This window comes from uncultured Brevundimonas sp., from assembly GCF_963977465.1.
Taxonomy (GTDB): domain Bacteria; phylum Pseudomonadota; class Alphaproteobacteria; order Caulobacterales; family Caulobacteraceae; genus Brevundimonas.
The window spans coordinates 75441-97709 of sequence record NZ_CAXBOQ010000008.1 but is presented as its reverse complement, the minus strand read 5'-3'; the positions used below and the strand labels follow the sequence as shown (position 1 = coordinate 97709).

General features: G+C 65.9%; 19 protein-coding genes and 1 pseudogene. 16 read left to right on the top strand and 4 right to left on the bottom strand.

The annotated features are described in order from the left end of the window. A partial coding sequence (gene lepA / locus AAC067_RS15595; protein WP_339933773.1) for a translation elongation factor 4 occupies positions 1 to 1042 on the bottom strand: 1042 nt, incomplete at its 3' end. A 230-nt stretch (positions 1043 to 1272) separates the two neighbouring features. On the opposite strand from lepA, the gene AAC067_RS15590 reads away from it, so the two are divergent. Together AAC067_RS15590 and AAC067_RS15585 are read left to right on the top strand one after the other, a co-directional pair. Beyond that, on the top strand, positions 1273 to 2397 hold the full coding sequence (locus AAC067_RS15590) for an efflux RND transporter periplasmic adaptor subunit (protein WP_339933772.1): 1125 nt from the start codon (positions 1273 to 1275) through the stop codon (positions 2395 to 2397). Positions 2398 to 2399: 2 nt separating this feature from the next. Next, positions 2400 to 5486, top strand: a complete 3087-nt coding sequence (locus AAC067_RS15585; RefSeq protein WP_339933771.1) for an efflux RND transporter permease subunit — start codon at positions 2400 to 2402, stop codon at positions 5484 to 5486. A 340-nt stretch (positions 5487 to 5826) separates the two neighbouring features. On the opposite strand, the gene AAC067_RS15580 is transcribed toward AAC067_RS15585, so the two are convergent. Together AAC067_RS15580 and nhaA are read right to left on the bottom strand one after the other, a co-directional pair. Next, positions 5827 to 8421 carry a TonB-dependent receptor gene (locus AAC067_RS15580; RefSeq protein WP_339933770.1) on the bottom strand — a complete coding sequence of 865 codons (2595 nt, stop codon included), beginning with the start codon at positions 8419 to 8421 and terminating at the stop codon, positions 5827 to 5829. Between the two features lie 318 nt (positions 8422 to 8739). Then, positions 8740 to 10020: a Na+/H+ antiporter NhaA gene (gene nhaA / locus AAC067_RS15575; RefSeq protein WP_339933769.1), complete on the bottom strand. Its 1281-nt coding sequence runs from the start codon at positions 10018 to 10020 to the stop codon at positions 8740 to 8742. Positions 10021 to 10258: 238 nt separating this feature from the next. Here nhaA and AAC067_RS15570 point away from each other — a divergent pair, with 238 nt between their 5' ends. From AAC067_RS15570 to AAC067_RS15530, 9 genes are all read left to right on the top strand, one after another. Then, positions 10259 to 11716 carry a YdiU family protein gene (locus AAC067_RS15570; protein WP_339933768.1) on the top strand — a complete coding sequence of 486 codons (1458 nt, stop codon included), beginning with the start codon at positions 10259 to 10261 and terminating at the stop codon, positions 11714 to 11716. A gap of 195 nt (positions 11717 to 11911) precedes the next feature. Next, complete coding sequence (locus AAC067_RS15565; RefSeq protein ID WP_339933767.1) at positions 11912 to 12331, top strand: DoxX family protein; 420 nt, start codon at positions 11912 to 11914, stop codon at positions 12329 to 12331. A gap of 46 nt (positions 12332 to 12377) precedes the next feature. Further along, complete coding sequence (locus AAC067_RS15560; RefSeq protein WP_339933766.1) at positions 12378 to 12878, top strand: MerR family DNA-binding transcriptional regulator; 501 nt, start codon at positions 12378 to 12380, stop codon at positions 12876 to 12878. 4 nt (positions 12879 to 12882) lie between these two features. Beyond that, positions 12883 to 14667, top strand: a complete 1785-nt coding sequence (locus tag AAC067_RS15555; protein WP_339933765.1) for an acyl-CoA dehydrogenase C-terminal domain-containing protein — start codon at positions 12883 to 12885, stop codon at positions 14665 to 14667. A 191-nt stretch (positions 14668 to 14858) separates the two neighbouring features. Then, entirely contained in the window at positions 14859 to 16022 is a 1164-nt protein-coding gene (locus AAC067_RS15550) for an acyl-CoA dehydrogenase family protein (RefSeq protein WP_339933764.1), read from the top strand. Between the two features lie 9 nt (positions 16023 to 16031). Further along, entirely contained in the window at positions 16032 to 16424 is a 393-nt protein-coding gene (locus tag AAC067_RS15545) for a hypothetical protein (protein ID WP_339933763.1), read from the top strand. A 9-nt stretch (positions 16425 to 16433) separates the two neighbouring features. Continuing rightward, on the top strand, positions 16434 to 17153 hold the full coding sequence (locus tag AAC067_RS15540) for a 16S rRNA (uracil(1498)-N(3))-methyltransferase (protein WP_339933762.1): 720 nt from the start codon (positions 16434 to 16436) through the stop codon (positions 17151 to 17153). Positions 17154 to 17248: 95 nt separating this feature from the next. Next, the gene (locus AAC067_RS15535) at positions 17249 to 18610 is read left to right on the top strand and encodes a glutamate--cysteine ligase (protein WP_339933761.1); all 1362 of its coding nucleotides are present in this window, start codon (positions 17249 to 17251) and stop codon (positions 18608 to 18610) included. Positions 18611 to 18663: 53 nt separating this feature from the next. Next, positions 18664 to 18942 carry a hypothetical protein gene (locus AAC067_RS15530; RefSeq protein ID WP_339933760.1) on the top strand — a complete coding sequence of 93 codons (279 nt, stop codon included), beginning with the start codon at positions 18664 to 18666 and terminating at the stop codon, positions 18940 to 18942. A gap of 68 nt (positions 18943 to 19010) precedes the next feature. On the opposite strand, the gene AAC067_RS15525 is transcribed toward AAC067_RS15530, so the two are convergent. Next, entirely contained in the window at positions 19011 to 19310 is a 300-nt protein-coding gene (locus AAC067_RS15525) for a hypothetical protein (RefSeq protein ID WP_339933759.1), read from the bottom strand. 109 nt (positions 19311 to 19419) lie between these two features. Between AAC067_RS15525 and AAC067_RS15520 the strand changes: the two genes are divergently transcribed. The 5 genes and pseudogenes from AAC067_RS15520 to AAC067_RS15500 all read left to right on the top strand — a co-directional run bounded on the left by AAC067_RS15520 (position 19420) and on the right by AAC067_RS15500 (position 22130). Continuing rightward, positions 19420 to 19998, top strand: a complete 579-nt coding sequence (locus AAC067_RS15520; RefSeq protein WP_339933758.1) for a TetR family transcriptional regulator — start codon at positions 19420 to 19422, stop codon at positions 19996 to 19998. Between the two features lie 56 nt (positions 19999 to 20054). Continuing rightward, positions 20055 to 20663 (top strand): hypothetical protein, encoded by a 609-nt coding sequence (locus AAC067_RS15515; protein WP_339933757.1) that lies wholly within the window; start codon positions 20055 to 20057, stop codon positions 20661 to 20663. Between the two features lie 2 nt (positions 20664 to 20665). Next, positions 20666 to 20794 (top strand): annotated as a pseudogene (locus tag AAC067_RS15510) (DUF72 domain-containing protein); the annotation flags it as partial. Between the two features lie 35 nt (positions 20795 to 20829). Beyond that, positions 20830 to 21384, top strand: a complete 555-nt coding sequence (locus AAC067_RS15505) for a hypothetical protein (protein WP_339933756.1) — start codon at positions 20830 to 20832, stop codon at positions 21382 to 21384. Continuing rightward, on the top strand, positions 21381 to 22130 hold the full coding sequence (locus AAC067_RS15500; protein WP_339933755.1) for a DUF72 domain-containing protein: 750 nt from the start codon (positions 21381 to 21383) through the stop codon (positions 22128 to 22130). The genes AAC067_RS15505 and AAC067_RS15500 overlap by 4 nt, the downstream gene beginning before the upstream one ends. The last annotated feature ends 139 nt before the right edge of the window (positions 22131 to 22269 follow it).

Sequence of the window (22269 nt, the reverse complement as noted above, 5' to 3'; positions counted from 1 at the left end):
GGAAGCCGCAGCGGAAGCCGAAGCCGAGGGCGGCGCTGGATTCCATCTCGAAGGTGAAGCTGGCGTCGTTGAGGCGCAGCCGGCCGATGGCGGCGCGCAGGTCCTCGAAATCGGCGGCGTCGACCGGGAACAGGCCGCAGAACACCACCGACTGCACGTCCTTGAAGCCCTTGAGCGGTTCGGCCGTGGGCTTCTTCTCGTCGGTGATGGTGTCGCCGACGGCGGCGTCGGCCACCTCCTTGATCTGGCCGGTGAAGAAGCCGATCTCGCCGGGGCCGAGCTGGTCGACCGGGGTGTTCTTGGGCAGGAAGACGCCGACGCGATCGATCAGATGGGTCGAGCCGTGCTGCATCATCTTGATGCGCTGGCCGGCCTTGAGCGTGCCGTCGAAGATGCGCACCAGCACGACCACGCCCAGATAGGGGTCGTACCAGGCGTCGACCAGCAGCGCCTTGAGCGGCGCATTGGGATCACCCTTGGGGGCCGGCAGGCGGGTGACGATAGCCTCCAGCACCTCCTCGATGCCGATGCCCGACTTGGCGGAGCACAGCACGGCGTCGGAGGCGTCGAGGCCGATCACATCCTCGATCTGCTGACGCACCCGCTCGGGCTCGGCCGCGGGCAGGTCGATCTTGTTCAGGACCGGGACGATTTCGTGGTTGTTGTCGATGGCCTGGTAGACATTGGCCAGGGTCTGGGCCTCGACGCCCTGCGACGCATCGACCACCAGCAGGCTGCCCTCGCAGGCCGCCAGCGAGCGCGAGACCTCATAGGCAAAGTCGACGTGACCGGGCGTGTCCATCAGGTTCAGGACGTAATCCAGCCCGTCCTTCGCCGTATAGTTCAGCCGCACCGTCTGCGCCTTGATGGTGATGCCCCGCTCTTTCTCGATATCCATCGAATCCAGAACCTGCGAGCTCATTTCCCGCGCGGTCAGCCCACCGGTGAATTGAATCAACCGGTCAGAAAGCGTTGATTTTCCGTGGTCTATGTGGGCGACGACGGAGAAGTTGCGAATTCGATCAATCGGGGGAGTCGGCATGGTCGCGCCGGTAGCACGGTGGGCCGCAAACGCCAATCCAGCCTGTGCCTGCGCAACTCCGCGCCGGCCGGGCGGTCAGCGCCAGATTACTTCGGCGTAAGAGAGCGCCTGATCGTTTGAGGCACCGCCCCGGACAGGCTATGAGCGGCCTCGCTAGACGTCTCTGTTGACCGGAGGCACGACAGGCTCGCCAGCTCACCCTGGCGGGTCCCGACAGGGAATTTTTGATTTTGGCCAACTCCAGAACGGCACTGCGCGCGGGACTGATCGTCGCGGCAGTTCTCAGCCTCGCTGCCTGCGGTGGCGACAAGACAGCCGAAACCGAAACCAAAGCCGGTGAAGGCGGCAGCAGCCAGACGGTCACCGTGGCCACCGCCGTGCTCGAAAACCTGCCGCGCACCGTCACCGCCTCCGGGACCATCTCGGCCTGGGAAGAGGTACCGGTCGGGGCCGAGACCGGCGGGCTGACCGCCACCGGGGTCTATGTCGATGAGGGGGCCTATGTCCGTCAGGGCCAGCGTCTGGTGCAGATGAACGACGACCTGCTGCGGGCCCAGTTGCGTCAACGTCAGGCGGCGCTGGAGACGGCACGAGCCAATGCGGCGCGCGACCAGGCGGCGCTGGGCCGGGCCCAGGACCTGAAGGAACGGGGCTACCTCAGCCAGGCCTCGCTGGACACGGCGCTGGCCAACCAGCGCGCTTCCAGCGCCAATGTGTCCGCCGCCGAGGCTTCACTGTCCGAGACCCAGACGCGTCTGTCGCAGGCCACGATCAAGGCGCCCGTCTCCGGCCTGGTCATCAGCCGCAGCGTCACGCGGGGCCAGATCATCTCGGCCGGGAGCGAGCTGTTCCGCATCGTCCGCGACGGCCGGCTGGAACTGGATGCCCAGGTGCCGGAGACCGATCTCGGTGCGATCCGCGCCGGACAGGGTGCCGTCGTCTCCTCGGATCAGGTGGGCGAGACCACCGGCCGCGTTCGCATCGTCACCCCCGAGGTCAATCCCCAGACGCGATTGGGTATCGCCCGTATCACCGTGACCGGCGGCGGCTTCCGACCCGGCATGTTCGCCCGTGCCCTTATCGACGTCGGGTCACAGCCCGCGGTGACCGTGCCGACGGCGGCGGTCCTGTACCGGGAGAATCGCTCGGGCGTCTTCATCCTCAGCAGTGACGGCCGCGCCCGCTTCCGGCCCGTGGTCATCGTGACGCGCAGCGCCGAGCGGACCGCCGTCACCGGCGTCGAGGCCGGGGCCCGCATCATCGTTTCCGGTGCCGGCTTCCTCGGCGAGGGCGATCGTGTGCGGGTCGCTCCGGCGACCCCTGCGGCGGCTGCACCGGCCGTCAAGGCCAACTGAGCATGAACAACATCTCCGCCTGGTCCATCCGGAACCCGATCCCGGTCATCCTGCTGTTTCTGGTCCTGACCATCGCGGGCGTGGTCGGATTCAGCACCATGGGGATCAACAACAACCCGGACGTCGAAGCCCCGATCATCTACGTCGGGGCCGGCCGTCCGGGTGCCGCACCGAGCGAGCTCGAGACGCAGGTCACGCGCCTGATCGAGGACGCCGTCGTCGGCCTGGGTGGCGTCAAGTCGATCGATTCGACGGTGGGCGACGGCTATTCAACGACGATTATCGAGTTCGAGCTGAGCACTGACGTCGAGCGGGCCACCAACGATGTGCGCAACGCCATGGCGCGGCTGCGCTCATCCCTGCCGCAGGACATGCAGGAGCCGACGGTCCAGAGGATCGACATCACCGGCGACAGCCTGATCACCTATGTGGTGCAGTCCCCGTCGTTAAGCCCGGAGCAGCTGAGCTGGTTCGTCGACAACGACGTCAGTCGGGCGCTGCTGGCGATTCCGGGGATCGGCGAGGTCAACCGCCGCGGCGGCGTCGACCGCGAAATCCGGGTCGAGATCGATCCCGACCGTCTGGCGGCGCGCGGCGTCACCGCGGCCCAGGTCAGCCAGTCGCTGGTCTCGGCCAACAGCGACCTGCCGGGCGGCCGTGTGACCGTGGCCGGGTCGGAGCGCGCCATCCGCGTGCCCGGTGCCGCGGATTCGCTGGAGGAGTTGCGCGACACCCGGATCACCCTGGCCGGCGGCAACAGCGTGCGGCTGGGCGACATCGGCAGGGTCGAGGACTCCTGGTCCGAGCCCCGCTCGTTCGCGCGCCACAACGGGCAGCAGGTCGTCACCTTCAACATGCTGCGGTCGCGCGGGGCCAGCGAAGTCAAGGTCGCAGAGCGGGTGCGGGAGGTCGTGGCCGAACTGGACGAAGCCCACCCGGAGGTGTCGATCCAGCAAATCACCTCGAACGTCGAAAATATCGAGGAGAGCTATCTCGCCTCGGTCGAAGCCCTGCTGATCGGGGCCGCGCTGGCGGTTCTGGTGGTGTTCCTGTTCCTGAGGGACCTGCGGGCGACGGCCATCGCCGCCGTGGCCCTGCCGCTGTCGCTGATCCCGGCCTTCGCGGTGCTGGCGGCGACCGGCCAGACCCTGAATGGCGTCACCCTGCTGGCGCTGTCGCTGGTCATCGGCATTCTGGTCGACGACGCCATCGTCGAGATCGAGAACATCGTCCGGCACATGCGCGACGGCAAGTCGCCCTATGACGCCGCGATAGAGGCAGCCGACGAGATCGGTCTGGCCGTGGTCGCCACCACCGCCACCATCATCGCCGTGTTCGCCCCGGTCGGTTTCATGCCCGGCATCATCGGCCAGTTCTTCATCGCCTTCGCCCTGGCGGCGTGCGTGGCGGTGTTCTTCTCGCTGGTCGTGGCGCGGATGCTGACGCCACTGATGGGCGCCTATCTGCTGCGTCATTCGAGCAAGCACCACGACGCCGACCCCTTCTGGATGGCCCCCTATCTGCGGGCACTGCGGATCTCGCTGGGGCACCGCTGGAAGGTGTTCGCGGCCGGCATCGTCATCTTCGCCGGCTCGATTTTCCTGGGCATGCAGGTGCCGGCGGAGCCGTTCCCGGCCGGCGATCAGGGCCGCGCCTCGTTCAGCGTCGAACTGCCGCCGGGCGCGACGCTGCAGGAAACCGACGCGATCGTCGAACGGGTGACGCAGGTGCTGACCCAGCGCCCCGAGGTCGAGTCGGTCTACAGTTCGATCAGCGTGGCCAGCGCCACGGTCATCGCCGACATGGTCGACAAGGGCGACCGCCGGTTGGGCCAGCAGGAATTCATCCGCCTGATGGTCGACCAGTTTCGTGACGTCCCCGGCGCGCGGATCGGCGCGGGCCGGGGCGGCGGCGGCGGCCCGGGCGACGGAACCCGCTTCAGCCTGTCGCTGCTGAGCGACAACGGCCCGGCGCTGGAGAGTGCGACGCGCGCGGTCGAAAACGAGATGCGCAACGTTCCCGGCCTGGCCAATGTGGTCAACACTGCCTCGATCGCACGGCCGGAAATCCTGGTTACGCCCAAGGCCGATCAGGCGGCCCTGATGGGCGTTTCGACCGGGGCCATCTCGCAGACAGTGCGGGTGGCGACCCTGGGGGATGTCGAGCAGAACCTGCCCAAATACAATCTCGGCGACCGGCAGATCCCGATCCGGTTGATGCTGAGCGAGGCGGCGCGCCAGGACCTGTCGGTGATCGAGACCCTGCGGGTGCCCACGTCGAGCGGGGCCGCTGTGCCCCTGGGCGCGGTGGCCGACATCACCTTCGGGGCCGGACCGTCCGAGATCAGTCGCCGCAATCGATCGCGCGTGGGCACGATTACCGCCGAACTGGACGGCATCACCGTCGGCGAGGCCGCCCAGCGCGTGCGGGCGCTGGAGTCGGTCAAGAACCTGCCGCCCGGCGTGCGCGAGGTGCCGTCCGGCGACAGCGAATTCCTGGCCGAGATGGTCTCCGGCTTCTCGATCGCCTTCGGGTCAGGTCTGCTGCTGATGTACGCGGTGCTGGTGTTGCTGTTCCGCAGCTTTGCCCTGCCGGTGACCATCATGGCCGCCCTGCCGCTAGCCATCGGCGGTGCCTTTATCGGCCTGCTGCTGGTCGGATCCGCCTTCTCGATCTCGTCGCTGATCGGGATTCTGATGCTGATGGGCATCGCGGCCAAGAACTCGATCCTGCTGGTCGACTATGTGATCATGGCCCGCAAGGGCGGCATGACCCGTTATGAGGCGCTGCTCGACGCGGCCCACAAGCGGGCGCGGCCGATCATCATGACCACCGTGGCCATGGGTGCCGGCATGATGCCGATCGCCGTCGGCCTCGGGGCCGACGTCGCTTTCCGTCAGCCAATGGCTATCGCCGTGATCGGCGGGCTGATCACCTCGACCTTCCTGTCGCTGCTCTACATCCCCGCCATCTTCACCATCGTCGACGACATCGCCGGCTTCTTTGTCCGGCGTATGCACAAGATGTTCGAGAGCCAGCGCCACACGCCGGAGAGCCCGAAGGTGCCGGCTGATCAGGTGGGGATGTAAACGGGTCAGATGGCCCGTTCTCCCGGTCGGCGGACGTTAGCCGTTGATTGCGCGCCGCTGAAGCAGGCGCAATCGCCCCATGCGTCTGTGCTATGGCAGCACTGCCTGTACCGCCCTGCTCGTGTGGGCACTATCGGCGTCGCTTTGATCGAAGCCTGCGGAAGACCTGTCGAGCAGAGCGCCTTCGACCTGTGAGCAGGCTGCAACCCTGCCAGGTTCGCGGCAGCCGACAACACCCCACCGTTCAACGCACATCCGCAGTCTGACTAATACTTCGGACAAGAAAAAGCCGGCCGGGGTTGCCCCCGGCCGGCCTTGTCGTTGCCTCGCGGCGTCTGGTCTAGAACTTGGCGCGCAGGGTCACGCCGTAGGTGCGCGGCTGGCCCAGGAAAGCATCATAGCTCTGGGTATCCGCCGCCGGGTTGTAGTAGGTGCCGTTGGGCTGGACCGTCTTCTGGAATGCCGAGCCCTGCAGTGGCGCATTGTAGGCGACCTGAACGTATTCCTCGTCGGTCAGGTTCTGGCCCCAGATTTCAACCGTCCAGCGCTCGTCGTCCGTGCCCAGCATGATACGGCCGTTGAGGAGCGTGAATGCATCCTGCTGCTTGTACGGCAGGAGGTCGGAACCGGTGTTGTATTCGGTCGAATATTTGGCGGCCAGGCTCATGCCGATGCGCAGGCCGTTACCGATCGACCGATCGAAATTCACGGACCCGGTTGCCGACCATTCCGGAGCGAACGAGGCGCGCGCACCCGGCAGCAGCGACAGCTGCGGGAAATTGCCCGGAGATGACAGGTCAGCCGCAGTGAAGTTGCCGTATTTCGCGTCGGTGTAGGTGACGCCACCCTGGAGGCTCAGGCCGTCGATCGGCGTGAACCACAGGAAGTCGGCATCGACACCGCGCGTGGTCAGCTCCGGGATCGACTCCACCACGAAGGCGGTGCCGAGGAAGGTGTTGAGCTGGAAGTCGGTGAAGGTCTGGTCGAAATAGGTCGCGTTCAGCAGGACAGACCGGTTGAACAGTGTGGTCTTGATGCCGGCTTCGTAGCTGTCGACCACTTCCGACGGGAACAGCAGCGACGCATTCGGCGTGATGCCACTCTGGGTCCGGTCCAGGTTGTAGCCGAAGCTCTTGTAGCCGCGAGCGTACGAGCCATAGACCATGACACTGTCGTTGAGGCGGTACGATGCCTTGATCGTGCCGCTCAGTTCGCCATCGTCGAACTCTTCGGCGACCGTGCGATTGTTAAAAAAGACGTTGGCCCATGGCAGGCAGATGGTGCCGGCGATCGTGTTAGCAGCGCCTGCCCCCAGGAGAGTGCCGGTAGCTGTGTTATTGGCCAAGGCGGCACCGCAGGTGTTGCCGTTGCCGTTAGTGTTGAGCTGCTGCCCGTCGAGGCTCTTGTCGTCCTGGGTATAACGCAGGCCCAGGGTGATATCGAACGCGTCGGTGACGTGCCAGCTGGTGTTGGTGAAGATGGCGAAGGAGGTCGACTCCTGCTGGTAGGCATCGCGATAGCCCTGACCGACGATAAAGCCGGGGCCCCCGCCGCCGACAGCACCCTGGGTTGTCAGGCAGGCACCCAGCCCCGCAGCCGTCTGACCCGCTGCCGTATAGCAGGGGATGGTGAACGGGCTGATCGGGAAGGGCGCGCCACCGGCGGCGAGACCGGCGCTGAGCAGGTACGACAGGAAGGGCGTGTAGTCCGCGCCGAAATACCAGCTGTCTTTCCGGTCGATCTCTTCCTTGGTCGCGAACAGGCCGACCAGCCAGTCAACGCGTTCCGTCGCGCCGGCCAGACGGAACTCCTGGGTCAGGTTCTTGACCCCGTAGCCATATTCGCCGTCGTTGTTGCGATAGACGATGTCGGCACCGGTGTAGTCGATGTCCATGCCGAGCGACGACGTCCACTCACGAGCCGACGTCACCGAGGTCAGGGTCGCGCCACCGAAACCCTCCAGGTCGACGTTGATCTCGAGCGAAACGCCCTTGTCCTCGATATCCTGACCGGTTTCGCGGTTGGCATAGGCCGTGCGCGAGAACGGCAGCGGACCGTTGCCGGCGGCCGGCGGGGCCTGGCCGGTACCAACGGAGAGACCGTCGATGAACGGATAGGTGTTGGCGGTGCGGATCTGCACGCCGACGCAGCAATATTCGCTGCGCTCGGCATAGTCGGCAATCAACCGCATCGAGATCGAGTCGGTGGGCAGCCACAGCAGCTGACCGCGAATGGTCGAGAAATTCTGGTTGGCGTCGTCGGTCGTGGTGCGCGGGCCGTCGCCGGTGTCGACGTTGTAGAAGCCGTCACGCTGGCGATGGGCGACGTACAGACGCGCGGCCAGGGTGTCGGTGAGCGGACCGGTCACCGAAGCCGACATGCCGATCTGGCCGTAGTTGCCCGACGTCAGTTCAGCGTTGAAGCCCGGAACAAATGACGGGGCCTCGGTGATGATGTTGATGACGCCGGCCGAGGTGTTCTTGCCGAACAGCGTGCCCTGCGGGCCCTTGAGGACCTCGATGCGTTGCATTTCGCCGAGGTCGCCGAAGCCGACCGAGTTGCGCGAACGGTACACGCCGTCGATCACCACGCCGACCGAGCTTTCCAGACCGGGGTTGTCACCGACCGTGCCCACGCCGCGGATACGGACGGTGGTCGAGGCTTCCGACTGGGTCGAGGTGACCGTCATGCCCGGGGTCAGAATCTGCAGATCCTTGATGTCGTGGACGCCGGCGTTCTGCAGCGACTCCTGCGACAGGGTCGTGACCACGATCGGCACGTCCTGGAGGTTCTGCTCGCGCTTCTGGGCGGTGACGATGATGTCATCGACCGTGGTCGGCCCGGACTGGGCGGAGGCGGCACCGGCGAAGCCGAAGGCGACGGCGCCCATGACTGCGGCTGAGGCAGTGCTGCGAAGAAGGTTATGAAGGCGCATCGACGGCTCCCGACTGTGAGGCCGGACCGGTTCACACGGTCTCGGCGTTTCCTGTTCCCTGAACCACGTCCTTCTTGGCGAGACGCGGGTGTTCAATAGATTCGGTAGTCCAACGCCGGGGAAGCGACAAGGAGCGTCAGCGTTAAGGGCCTGATTCCCGCCACTCCATCGACCAAACTGTGACGCGAAAGCGACAAAACAGCATGACGTAAGGTCAAGGTCCGGCCCGGCCCGGTATTGGTTCAGTCGCCGGACTTCCCGGAGCGGCGCGCACAAAGTGATCGCGATATATTCGAATGTCCGAAGACATTCGAACGCTTACTGACCGTCCTTCGCCGCGACCATGGCATTCTGGCGCTCGCGACGGCGCGTCGCCAACCCAAGTACCAGGGCGGCCACGATGCCCGACAACGCCGAACCACCCAACACACCCAGCTTCACCTCAACCTGTAGCGGCGAGTCGATGGCCCCCGGGAAGGCCAGAATGCCGATGAACAGACTCATGGTGAAGCCGACTCCGCAGAGCAGGCTGACGCCATAGAGCTCCAGCCAGGTCGCATCGGTCGGTCGACGGCCGATCTTAAACGCCGACGCCAGCCAGGCCGCGCCGAAGACGCCGATCTGTTTGCCGATGAACAGGCCCAGGGCGATTCCGAGCACCAGGGGGGCAAAGGCCTGTTCCAGCGTCAACCCGGAGAAACTGACCCCGGCCTTGGCAAAGGCGAACAACGGCAAAACCAGAAAGGCGACATAGGGGTGGAGGTCATTCATCGCCTCCTTCAACGGACTCTGGTCGTCAGACTTCCGTTCGTTGACCGGGACGATCAGGGCGAACAGGACTGCCGTCAGGGACGTGCTGAGGCCCGACAGAATCGTCAGGTACCAGATCAGGGCAAAGCCCAGCACCCAGAAGGCGGCAGAGACCTTTTTGGCCCGCACCACCATCGCTCCGATCGCCAGCAGTCCGGCGACGGCGATCAGCGGCTGATAGTTGACGCCGTCGCTGAACAGGATGGCGATCAGCCCGATGGCACCGAGGTCATCGACTATCGCCAGGGTCAGCAGGAATATCCGCAATGACGGCGGCAATTTGCTGGCGACCAGGGCGAAAATAGCGAGAGCAAAGGCGATGTCGGTGGCCAAAGGCACCGGCCAGCCGCGATGGGGACCATCCAGAAGGCCGGCCACCGCCAGATAGACCAGCGCCGGGGCGATCATGCCCCCGACGGCCGCCAGGATCGGCGTCGCCAGCTTCTTGGGATCGCTCAGTTCCCCGCGCACAATCTCGAATTTGATCTCGAGGCCGACGACCAGAAAGAAGATGGCCATCAGGCCTTCCTTGATCCAGTTGGAGATCGACTCCTCAAGCCGCAGCGGGCCGACCTGCAGGACGTGAACGCTCTTCAACCAGCCGAAATACAGATCGGACCATGGCGAATTGGCGAGGATCAGCGCCGCCATCGCGGCCAGGCCGAGAAACACGCCCGCGGCGGACTCGGTCTTGAGGAAGTCCAGCGTAGCCTTGCGCGAGACAAAGACGTCCGGAAGCGCCGCGGCGACGTCGGCCGTCAGGGCAGCGAGCTTGTTCTTGCGCGGCAAAGCAGGTCTCCAGGATCAAAAGACTGTTGTGACATCAGGTTATCGACTGACGTCGGACCGGGTTCACCCACCTCGCGGCAGCGCCGGCCTGGCCCCGTCGTCCGACCCGGCCAAAGGGCCGACGGTCGACTCAAGCCTGATCTCTGAACGACGCTATAGACGCCACGGTCTGGCGGCTCAACTCCCGCATGCGGAATCCGGAGTTGCGCTTCGGCCCAACAGGCAACATCTGCCCTCCATGCCCGTGTCCCCCAGCTATCGCCCCGACCCGCGTTTCCCCGACCTGGGCGGCGACTTTTCCGACCCGGTGGAGCCTGCGGACTTCCCCCGGACAATCCTGCGGTTTCGCAACGATCGGGCCGCAGCCGAGGTCGGGCTGGACGGCCTGAGCGATGCCGAATGGGTTGCCCATTTCGGCCGTTTTCAGCCCCTGCCCGGCCAGCCCGGTCCCGTGGCCATGCGCTATCACGGCCACCAGTTCCGCAGCTACAACGCCGACCTGGGCGACGGTCGCGGCTTCCTGGCGGCGCAGCTGCGGGAACGCCCTCAAGCAGCGAGCGCCCGCGGCGCGAGCGATGGAGCCAACAATGACGGCCGCCTGCTGGATCTCGGCACCAAGGGGTCCGGCACCACGCCCTGGTCGCGCGGTGGCGACGGGCGGCTGACGCTGAAGGGCGGGGTACGCGAGGTCTTGGCCGCGACCCTGCTGGAAACCCTCGGCGTGCCGACCAGTCGCGCCTTCAGCCTGATCGAAACCGGCGAGGCGCTGCAGCGCGGTGATGAACCCTCGCCCACCCGTTCGGCCGTTCTGGTGCGGTTGAGCCACAGCCATGTGCGGTTCGGGACCTTCCAGCGCGCGGCCTGGCACGAACGGCCGGATATGATCGCCACACTGGTCGAGCATGTTCGCGGCCTCTACCACCCCGGGGTCGCTGCCGGGGACGCGCCCGGCCTGTTGCGCGCCGTGGTCGAGGCCTCGGCCCGGCTGAGCGCCCGCTGGATCGCCGCCGGCTTCGTCCACGGTGTGCTCAACACCGACAATCTCAACGTCACCGGCGAGAGTTTTGACTACGGGCCGTGGCGTTTCCTGCCCCATTACGAACCCGGCTTCACCGCCGCCTATTTCGACCAGTTCGGACTCTATGCCTTCGCCCGGCAGCCTGAGGCTGTGTTCTGGAACCTGACCCAGCTGGCCGGATGCCTGAAGCTGGTGGCCGACGCCGAGCCCCTCACCGAAGCCCTGAACGGATTCGGGCCCGCCTATATCCGTGAACTGCGGGCCGCCTTCCTGATGCGGTTAGGCGTGTGCAGCGCCGGCGACGAGGCTGACCAGGTGCTGCTGGACGCGACCCTGGCCTTCCTGCGTGAATCCGGCGCGGCCCTGCGGTGGGAGCCGCTGTTCTTCGACTGGTTCGGCGGCTTTGCCTCCTCGGCGCGGGCCATGGCCAGCCCGAGGGCAGGCCTCTATCGCGGCGAGACCTTCGAAGCCTTCCGCGCCGCCCTGTTCAATCATGAGAGCGATCGACCCGAGCGGCTGGAGCATCCGGTCTTCTCCGCCGCCGATCCGGAGGAGATGTTGATCGATGAGGTCGAGGCCCTGTGGGCGGCGATCGCCGAGCGCGACGACTGGGAACCGTTCGCGGCCAAGCTGGCCCGACTGGAGGCATCGCGCCGCGCCTATGACCTGTTTTGTTAAGCGTGACCATTAACGGGACCGAGATTACAAAAGCGTATGCATACGGCCATGCTTCCGCCCCGTAGCTCGGGTCAGAGGCATCACAGAATGTTACGGCGGCGACCGCCCCCTTGCGGTTTCGATCCGACGATCTGATGTAGTGTCAGTTACAGTTCGCGTCTCCCATTCCCCTCCCGATCGACCCTCTGCAAGACCATGAACACACAGACCCTGACCCCCCGCCGCCGCGCCCAGGCGGATTTTCTGAACCTGACGCTGTGGACGCTGCAGGGCTGGCTGGCGATGTTCTTCGTCGGTGCCGGCTATGCCAAGCTGACCGAGCCGATGGCCAATCTGATCCAGCTGATGCGCTGGCCCGCCCTGGTCAGCGAAAATCTGGTGCGGGGCCTGGGTCTGGCCGAAGTCGTTCTGGCCGCTTTGATGCTGGTTCCGCTTCTGTCCTGGCGCGTCGGTCGCCCCCTGCTGGTGACCGCCGCCGCCGGCCTGGTCGCGCTGGAGAGCCTCATGCTGGCGCTTCACCTGATCGGGGCTGATTTCGGTCCCGCCATCACCAATGTCCTGCTGCTGGGCATCACCATCCCGGTGCTGTGGTTCCGCGCCCGCCCGGCGAGCTGACGGGAAAAACCTTCCCTTTACGTGCGCGTCAAGTTATGACTTGCGCATGGCGACCGCAGACGATCACCGCACCTATTCGATCCGGCAGCTCTGCCGCGAGTTCGGCGCGACGGCGCGGGCCCTGCGCTTCTATGAGGACAAGGGCCTGCTGACCCCGGCCCGCAAGGGTCAGACCCGGGTCTATGACGGCCGCGACCGGGCCCGACTGAAGCTGATCCTGCGCGGTCGCCGCATCGGCTTCTCCCTGCTCGAGATCCAGGAGATGCTGGACCTCTATGATCACGATGATCACAACGCCCACCAGATGGCCGTGGCCCTGCGCCGCCACAGGGCCCAGATCTCGGCCTTGAAACAGCAGCGCGAAGACCTCGATGCCGCCATCGAGACGGCCGAGGAGGCCTGCGCCGTGATGGAACGCAAGCTGGGCGAACATCGCCCCGACCTGCTGCCCGGTGCCGACGAATACGCCAATCTGCTCAAGGCCCGGCTCAACCCCGATCACGGGCCCGGCCACTCCCTGATCCAGCCCTTCAAAGCGAGAGCGTAATCCCATGGCCTACAAGGCGCCCGTCCGCGACCTGACCTTCATCCTGAACGACGTTCTGGATATCGACCGTTACGCCAACCAGCCGGGCTTCGCCGACGTCTCCTCGGATCTGGTCAACCAGATTCTGGAGGAGGGCGCGAAATTCGCCGAGGAAGTCATCGCCCCGTTGAACCGGGTCGGCGATCTGGAAGGCTGCAAATGGGATAACGGCAAGGTCACCGGCCCGACCGGCTGGAAGGAAGCGTATCAGCAGATGGTCGCCGCCGGCTGGCCCGCCCTGTCGGCCCTGCCCGAGCACGGGGGCCAGGGCATGCCCTCGGTCGTGGCCATGGCCTTTGGCCAGATGACCGCCGCCGCCAGCGCCGCCTTCTCGATGTATCCGGGCCTGACGGCCGGGGCCTATTGGGGCCTGAACGCCAACGGCTCGGATGAGCTGAAGGCCAGATACCTGCCCAAGATGGCCACCGGCGAATGGGGCGGGACCATGAACCTGACCGAGCCGCAGTGCGGCACGGACCTGGGCCTGATCCGCACCAAGGCTGTGCCGAATGACGACGGCAGTTTCAACATCACCGGCCAGAAGATCTGGATCAGCTCGGGCGAGCACGACTTCACCGACAACATCATCCATCTGGTGCTGGCCCGGATCGAGGGCGCCCCGGCCGGGATCAAGGGCATCAGCCTGTTCGTCGTCCCCAAGGTGTTCGTCAATGACGACGGCAGTCTCGGCGAGCGCAACAGCGGCGCGGGCTGCGGTGGCCTCGAGCACAAGATGGGCATCCACGGCAATTCCACCTGCGTGATGGACTACGACAACGCCAAAGGCTGGCTGGTCGGAACCGAGAACAAGGGCATGGCCGCCATGTTCGTGATGATGAACGAGGCCCGCCTCGGCACCGGCCTGCAGGGCCTGTCGATCGGCACTGCCGCCTATCAGGCTGCCGTCGAATTTGCTCAGGACCGTTTGCAGGGTCGCAGTCTGACCGGGCCGAAGAACCCGGACGGCCCCGCCGATCCGATCATGGTCCATCCGGACGTGCGTCGCATGCTGCTGGAAGCCAAGGCGTTCGTCGAGGGCGGCCAGGCCTTCATCCTGTGGACCGCCCTGCAGGCCGATCTGCAGCATTCCGACGATGAAGCCGAGGCTCAGAAGGCCAGCGACTACATGGGTCTGGTCACCCCGGTGCTGAAAGCCTACCTGACCGACAAGGGCTTCCACGTCGCCTCGCTGGCCATGCAGGTGCACGGCGGAAGTGGCTATACCGAGCATTTCCCGGCCAGTCAGTATCTGCGCGATGCGCGGATCACCATGATCTACGAGGGGGCCAACGGCATCCAGGCGTTGGATCTGGTCGGTCGCAAGCTGCCGTCCAAGGGCGGCCGGGCGATCATGAGCTGGTTCGCCGACATCGACGCCTTCGTCAGCGAGAACGACGGTGATACGCCCATCAAGCCGTTCGTCGACGGCCTGGCCGATGTGAAGAAGAAGCTGCAGGACGGCACGATGTGGCTGATGCAGAACGGCATGGCCAACCCCGACAACGCCGGGGCCGCCTCGACCGACTATCTGCACATCTTCGGCCTGACGGCGCTGGCCTATATGTGGGCCCAGATGGCCAAGGCCGCCCAGGCGAAAATCGACGCCGGCGATACTGACCCCTTCTATGTCACCAAGCTGCAGACCGGCCGCTATTTCGTCGAACGCATCCTGCCCGACGCCGAAGCCCATCTGGTCAAGATGAAGACCGGGGCCGAGGTGCTGATGGACATGCCTGCCGAGGCGTTCTGATCCAACCGATCCCTCTCCCGAGGGGAGAGGGAGGGGCCCGCTCGCGCCAGCGAGTGGGAGGGTGAGGGCGTCCGGCGGCGGACGTCCGGGCACCTTAACCCCTCACCCTTTCGCGCAAGGACGATCGCTGGCGCGATCGTGCGCTCAAGCCCTCTCCCGCCGGGAGAGGGATCAGTGAAGCGGATTTGACCATGAACGTCCTTCAGAGCCCCGAACCCGATTTCATGCAGGAAGAGGACATCACCCTCTTCGGCGACAGCGTCGGCAAATGGATCGACGAGCATGCGCCGCCCGAGACGGTCCAGGACTGGATCGCCAACTCCAGCGTCCCGCGCGCGCTGTGGACCCGGTCCGGCGAGGCCGGTCTGCTGGGCCTGTCCATGCCCGAGGCTGACGGCGGCATGGGTGGCGACTATCGCCACGAGGTGGTGCTGATGCGCCAGCTGGGCTGGAAGGGCGCGGACCATTTCGGCATCTCGCTGCACAATGCGATCGTCATGCCCTACATCTGGCACTACGGCACCGCCGAGCAGAAGGCGCGCTGGCTGCCCAAGCTGGCCTCGGGCGAGCTGGTCGGGGCCATCGCCATGACCGAGCCGGGCGCGGGCAGCGACCTGCAGGGCGTCAAGACGACGGCGCTCAAGAGCGGCAACCAGTATGTGGTCAACGGCTCCAAGACCTTCATTACCAATGGCCAGCTGGCCAATTTCATCATCGTCGTGGCCAAGACCGATCCGACTCTGGGGGCCAAGGGCACCAGTCTGATCGTGGTCGAAACCGACGGCACGGAGGGCTTTGAGCGCGGCCGCAACCTGCACAAGATCGGCATGGAGGGGAATGACACCTCCGAGCTGTTCTTCAACGAGGTGAAGATTCCCGGCGAGAATGTCATCGGTGGTACCGAGGGGCAGGGCTTCGTCCAGCTGATGCAGCAACTGCCGCAAGAACGGCTCAACATTGCCGTCCAGGGCGTGGCCGCGGCCGAGCGCGGGCTTCAGGAGACGCTGGCCTACGTCAAGGAACGCAAGGCGTTCGGCAAGCGGGTGATCGACTTCCAGAACACCCAATTCAAGCTGGCCGAGGTCAAGACCAAGCTGACGGTGGCCAAGGTGTTCGTCGACCACTGCATCGGCCTGCACCTGAAGGGTCAGCTGGACGCCGTGACCGCCTCAATGGCCAAATACTGGGTCAGCGACATTCAGGGCGAGACCATCGACGAAATGCTGCAGCTGCACGGCGGCTACGGCTATATGAACGAGTATCCGATCGCCCAGCTGTACAAGGACGCCCGCGTCCAGCGCATCTACGGCGGCACCAACGAAATCATGAAGCTGCTGATCGCCCGGTCGCTTTAGGGGACCGCCGTGCGCAAGACTGCCAAGCAACGTCTGGCCGAACGTGAGGCCCGGGGCCGGTCCGAGCTGATGGACAGTCTGTTCGACCCGTGGATCGGCGGGGCGGACAATGCCGCCACCCTCGAACGGCTCGGCGCGGTCGATCCGCTGGACGCGGCCCAGGTCACCGAGGCACTGCGCGCCGACATCGTGCCGGCACTGGCCGAGGTGACGCGCGAGACGCAGTCCCGCATTCGCGCCGCCCTGACCGTTCTGGCCCATAGCGACGGCGAGGAATTCCGCGCCTACTGGCTGGACCTGCGCGCGCCGTTCGGCACCACCGAGGCCGAAGCGGACGCCATCTTTCCGGTACTGGCAAAATCGCTCGGCGTGCGACTCCCCGAGACGTCGACCGGAGGCTAGGATCAGACGATGATCCGTCTCTTCGTCCGCGCCGACCTCGCCCCCGGCACCACCCTGACCCCCACGCCCGAGCAGACCCGGTATCTGACCGGAGTGATGCGGCTGTTTCTCGGCAGCGAACTGCTGCTGTTCAACGGTCGTGAAGGTGAGTGGCGCGCCACCATCGCCGAGGTGCTGAAGCGCGGCATCGTCCTGCGCGCCGAGGAACAGGTGCGCGCCCAGACCTTCGGTCCCGACCTCGAGCTGATCGTGGCCCTGGTCAAGAAGTCCCGCGTCGAGACCATCGTCGAGAAGGCCGCCGAACTTGGCGTGCGACGCGTGCGTCCGACCCTGACCCGGCGCACCAATGTCGAGAAGGTCCGGCTGGATCGGCTCGACGCCATCGCCGAGGAAGCCGCCGAACAGACCGGGCGACTCGATGTCCCGGCGGTCGACGACCCGATGAAACTCGATGCCATCCTCGACGGCTGGGACCCGGCGCGGCGGCTGATGTTCTGCGACGAGACCGGCGGCGCCCCCGCCTTTGCCGCACTGACGGCGGCCGGGCCCGGGCCCTGGGCCATATTGATCGGCCCGGAAGGCGGCTTTGCCCCCGAGGAGCGCGAGCGTCTGCTGGGCCTGCCCTTCACCACCGCCGTCTCTCTGGGACCGCGCATCCTGCGCGCCGACACCGCGGCCATCGCGGCGATGACCCTGTGGCAGGCGGCCGTGGGCGACTGGGAGCGCTGATCCGGCCGACTATGTCGCCCCTTGAGCCGCGCGTCTGCGATTCCCATCTAGCCACAACAGGCCGTACGCTCCCCGCGACGGACAAGGGATGCACTATGGTCGATCAGGAACCGCTTTCGCTCGCACAGCTGACGACCGTCATGTCCGACGGGGCCAAGCCGAAGGACCAATGGCGCATCGGGACCGAGCACGAGAAATTCGGCTTCAACCGCAATACCCTGCGACGCCCGGCCTATGAGGGCGACGATGGCATTCTGGCCATGCTGACCGGCCTGCAGCGCTTCGGCTGGAGCCCGGTCGAGGAGGCCGGGCATCTGATCGCCCTGGAGCGCAAGAACAATGAGGGCTTCTCGGCCTCGATCAGCCTCGAGCCAGGCGGTCAGTTCGAACTGTCGGGCGCGCCGTTGAAGGACGTTCACGACATCTGCAACGAGACCGGCCAGCACCTGATGGAGGTGAAGATGGTCGCCGACGAGATCGGTCTCGGCTTCCTCGGCACCGGGTTTGATCCGCTGTGGGCCCGTGAGGACATCCCGATCATGCCCAAGGGCCGCTATGAGATCATGCGCGCCTATATGCCGAAGAAAGGCACCCTCGGCCTCGACATGATGCTGCGCACCTGCACCATACAGGCCAATCTCGATTTCGATTCCGAGGCCGACATGGTGGCCAAATTTCGCACCAGCCTGGCCCTGCAGCCGATCGCCACCGCGCTGTTCGCCTGTTCGCCCTTCACCGAGGGCAAGCCCAACGGCTTCCTGTCGGCCCGCGCCAACGTCTGGACCGACACCGACCCAGACCGCACAGGTATGCTGGACTTCGTCTTCGCCGAGGGCTTCGGCTACGAGACCTATGCCAACTATGCCCTCGACACGCCGATGTATTTCGCCAAGCGCGGCGAACGCTATGTCGACGCCTCGGGCCAGTCGTTCCGCGACTTCCTCAGGGGTGAATTGCCGGCCCTGCCGGGCGAACTGCCGACGATGCAGGACTGGGGCGATCACCTGACCACCCTGTTCCCCGAGGTGCGGCTGAAATCCTATCTGGAGATGCGCGGGGCTGATGGCGGACCATGGAGCCGGATCTGTGGCCTGCCCGCCCTGTGGGCCGGCATCCTGTATGACGCCCCGTCGCTCGCCGCGGCCTGGGACCTGTGCAAGGACTGGGACATCGCCGACCACGAGCGGCTGCGCAGCGACGTCACCCGGCTGGGCCTGAAGGCCGAGGTCGCCGGTCGGTCGGTGCGCGACATCGCCGTCGACATGGTGGCCATCGCCCGCCAGGGCCTGAAGAACCGGGGCCGCTTCAGCGGCGGCATGGTCGACGAGCGTGGCTATCTGTCGGAACTGGAAGACATCGCCGACAGCGGCATCACCCCCGCCGACCGTCTGCTATCGCTCTATCACGGCGAATGGGAAGGTGACGTCACGCGCATGTACCGCGACTTCGCCTACTAGAGCCTGGGAGACGGGGGCCGGGAACACCTGGCCAGCTTGAGCATTGGCAATGGATGACCCATGAAACGCCCCCGCCTGATCACCCCACCGAGATGCCCGCCGATCACGACGCGCGCCTGTCGGACGGACCCGCCGTCAATGTAGACGACGTCAAACAGGGCCGCAGAGGTCTGCACATCCTGTGGGTTCTGCTGATTTCGCTGGGCCTGATCGTGGTCATCTTCGGCATAATCTACGTTGTCCAGGCCCCCGGCCTGAGCCAGACCCAGGTGGAGGCCGACGCTCGGTCGATGCCGGCGGAGCTGCAACCGCAACCCGACGCCCCCCGATAGTCCCCTACTCGCTATCGGCCTATCTGGCGGCGCTGACGATCTGAGGTCCGCGCCGCCATCCGGGGCTTTCAGCGCGCCGCGGCGTTGCACTGCGCCAGTTGTGCTTCGTCCAGGGCCACGCCGTCGCGTTCGTAACGGGTCACCTCGCCGAAACGGGCGACGAAGCGGCGGCATTCACGCAGGACCGGTTGCGAAGCACCTGTGCCACGCGCGACGCAGGACCCGTCGGGAGCACAGGTCCAGCGCCGGCCGTCGAGCAACTGGGTGACCGCGCGTGGCTGGCCGAGCTGGGCGGCCGCGTCGAGGGCGACGGCCGGAGCGGGTTGGGTGACGGCGAGGGTCGCCGATATCAGGGTCATGAGAAACATGGTGTTTCCTCCAGAAGGGCTTTCCAAAACGACCGGCCTGTGAGAAAGTGACCGTTCGTGCACCATTAAGTGACCGATCGGTTACTTCGAGTCAAGAGGGTTCTGAAACATGCCGCCCAAGGGCAAGGCCACCCACGCCAGACTGGTCGACGAGGCCATCGCCCAGGTGACGGTGCGCGGCCTCGCCGCCGTCAGCCTGCAGGACGTGGCCGGGGCCGCCGGCGTGTCCAAGAGCGCAGTGCTGAAGCATTTCCAGTCCAAGGAGACGCTGCAGGCCGAGATGGTCGAGGTCATGATCGAGCGGTTCGTCGCCGCCGTCTGGGCCCCAGCCGAGCCGCTGGAGCCCGGGCGGGCGCGGCTGGACCGCATCTTCCGGGCCGAGCTGGACTGGATCGACGGCCTCGACCGCCCCGGCGGCTGTCCGTTGCAGGCGACAGCGATCGAGCTGGACGACCAGCCCGGCCCGCTGCGCGAGACGCTGAAGGCCAGCCAGCTGCGCTGGGCCCGGGTGCTGAAGCGCGAGTTCCGGACCCTGTATCCCGAGGCCGACGACGGCGCGCTGGAGCTCAAGGCCTTCCAGTTTAAGGGACTGGTGCTGGCCTATGGTCATTCGCGCCGGCTGCTGGACGACGAGACGGCGCGCGGTCAGGCGCTGGCGGCCTATCAGGGGCTGGTCGCCGCCGCTTGATCCGGCGACGGCGCGGACCCAAGGTACGACGCGTCGGCTGAGACCGGGAGGACGACATGACGAAACTGCAGTTCGCGACGGCTATCCTGATGGGCACCGCCCTGACCGCCTGTGGGCCTGGACCGGCCGAACCCGCCCCTGCTGAGCCGGCTGCGGTGACAGCCGAGACACCGGACCCAGCGACCACCCCGGCGGGCTGGCGCACCGTGACCGAACCCGCCCTCGGCATCGCCTTTGACCTCGCCCCCGGACGCCGCACCGGTCCCTGCCCCGAGGCGTCGGAGGCGGGGAATTGCGTGGCCCTGTTCGAGGGCGATACCCATCTGATTTCCTTGCAGACCCACGCCGGGACCCTGGCCGCGGTCGCCGCCGCCGAAGCGGGCTTTGAGCGCAACGACAAGGGCGTGCTGATGACCACCTATGGCCGGTTCCAGCCGGTCCCGGTCGAGAGCTTTACCGGCCCCGGCTGGACGGGTCAGAAGGCCACCGTCACCTGTGGCATCAGCGACGCGGAGACCGGCTTTCATGCCGCCGGCGGCGAATGCCTTTGGGCGGTGGTCGGCGACGGCCGCCGCGCCGTGGTCGCCAACACCCAGGGCATCAACGGGCTGGACGCGGACACGACGGCCACGTTGATGAGTGTTCGTTTCATACCGGAGGCCTGATCATGGGCAACAGAATCCACATCGGGGTGGGCGGATGGACCTTTGAGCCGTGGCGGGGGGTCTTCTATCCCGAGGGTCTGGTGCAGAAGCGCGAACTGGAGTTCGCCGCGCGGGCGCTGACGTCGATCGAGCAGCAGTGCGGGGTTAGGCACCTCGTGAGCGCCGGATGACCACCTCGGCGAAAACCAAGATCTTCGGACTGCTGGCGGCTGCGCTGGTCGCTTGGGTGCTGACCGTTGTGTTTGACCTGGCTCCCATGATTTTGATCCCGGTGGGAGAACGCATTTTCGGAGCGGCGACACCTACCGGCATCGATCCGGTTCAGCTCAGAAACATCGTCACGCTCTACGCGGCATTCGGCCTGCCAATCGCCGTACCGTTCGTGCTGATTGCAGGGTTTCCAGTCTGGAAGCGGTGGGAAAGCCGTGGCCGTACGCAAAAGCGTGACGCGATCTGGTTAGGAGCGATTGTCGGGTTGCTGTTGGGACTGGCGTTTGCCGCTTACCTTTTCATCTACGGCTTACAGATGATGGCCAACCCAAACTCGAGCTTCAACTCCTGGAGTTACGGGCATCAGATGATTTCTGATGGCATGCCCACAGCTCTCGGGTGGACGTTTCAGCTGCTCGACATCGCGCTGACTGCCGTCACAGGGGCAGGGGCGGGACTAACCGCCTGGACGGTTGCATCGCTCATGGAAGCGAGAAGGAGGCCCGCGTGACTGGAAATATCTGCGTTGGCATCGGCGGCTGGACCTTTGAGCCGTGGCGCGGCGTCTTTTATCCGCCCGGTCTGGTGCAGAAGCGCGAGCTGGAGTTCGCCAGCCGGGCGCTGACCTCAATCGAGATCAACGGCACCTATTATTCGACCTTCAAGCCCGACAGCTGGATGAAGTGGCGCGACGAGACGCCGGAGGGGTTTGTGTTCGCGGTCAAGGCCAGCCGCTACTGCACCAACCGCAAGGTGCTGGCCGGGATGGGCGAGTCGATGGGGCGGTTCCTCGGTCAAGGGCTGAGCGCGCTGGGCGACAAGCTGGGGCCGATCAACTGGCAGTTCATGGGCACCAAGAAGTTCGACCCCGAGGATTTCGAGGCCTTCCTGAAGCTATTGCCGAAGGAACAGGACGGGGTGCGGCTGCGTCATGCGCTGGAGGTACGGCACCCCAGCTTCGATACGCAGGAATTCTACGATCTGGCGGCAAAATACGGAGCCGCCATCGTCTATGCCGTCGACGACGAGTCGCCCGACTGGCCGCGCATCGACCAGCCGACCGCCGACTTCACCTATGCCCGGCTGATGTCGAGCCGGGAGGACGAACCGACCGGCCTGACCGCTGCCGAGCTGGCGGCCGTCGCTAACCAGACCCGGACCTGGGCCGAACGGGGCGAGGTGTTCGCCTATTTCATCTCGGGGGCCAAGGTGCGCAATCCGGCGGCGGCGCAGGCGCTGATCGCGACACTGGGCTGAGGCGGCCCGGCTACGTCCGATTCTGAGACAGGGCCGTGCCATAAAGGGTTTGCGGCCGGGTCCGCACCGTCATCCCGGGGGTCAAGGTGGACTCAGTGGACCCAGTGGACCGTGTTTTTCGGGGTTCGGTTCGCCTTGC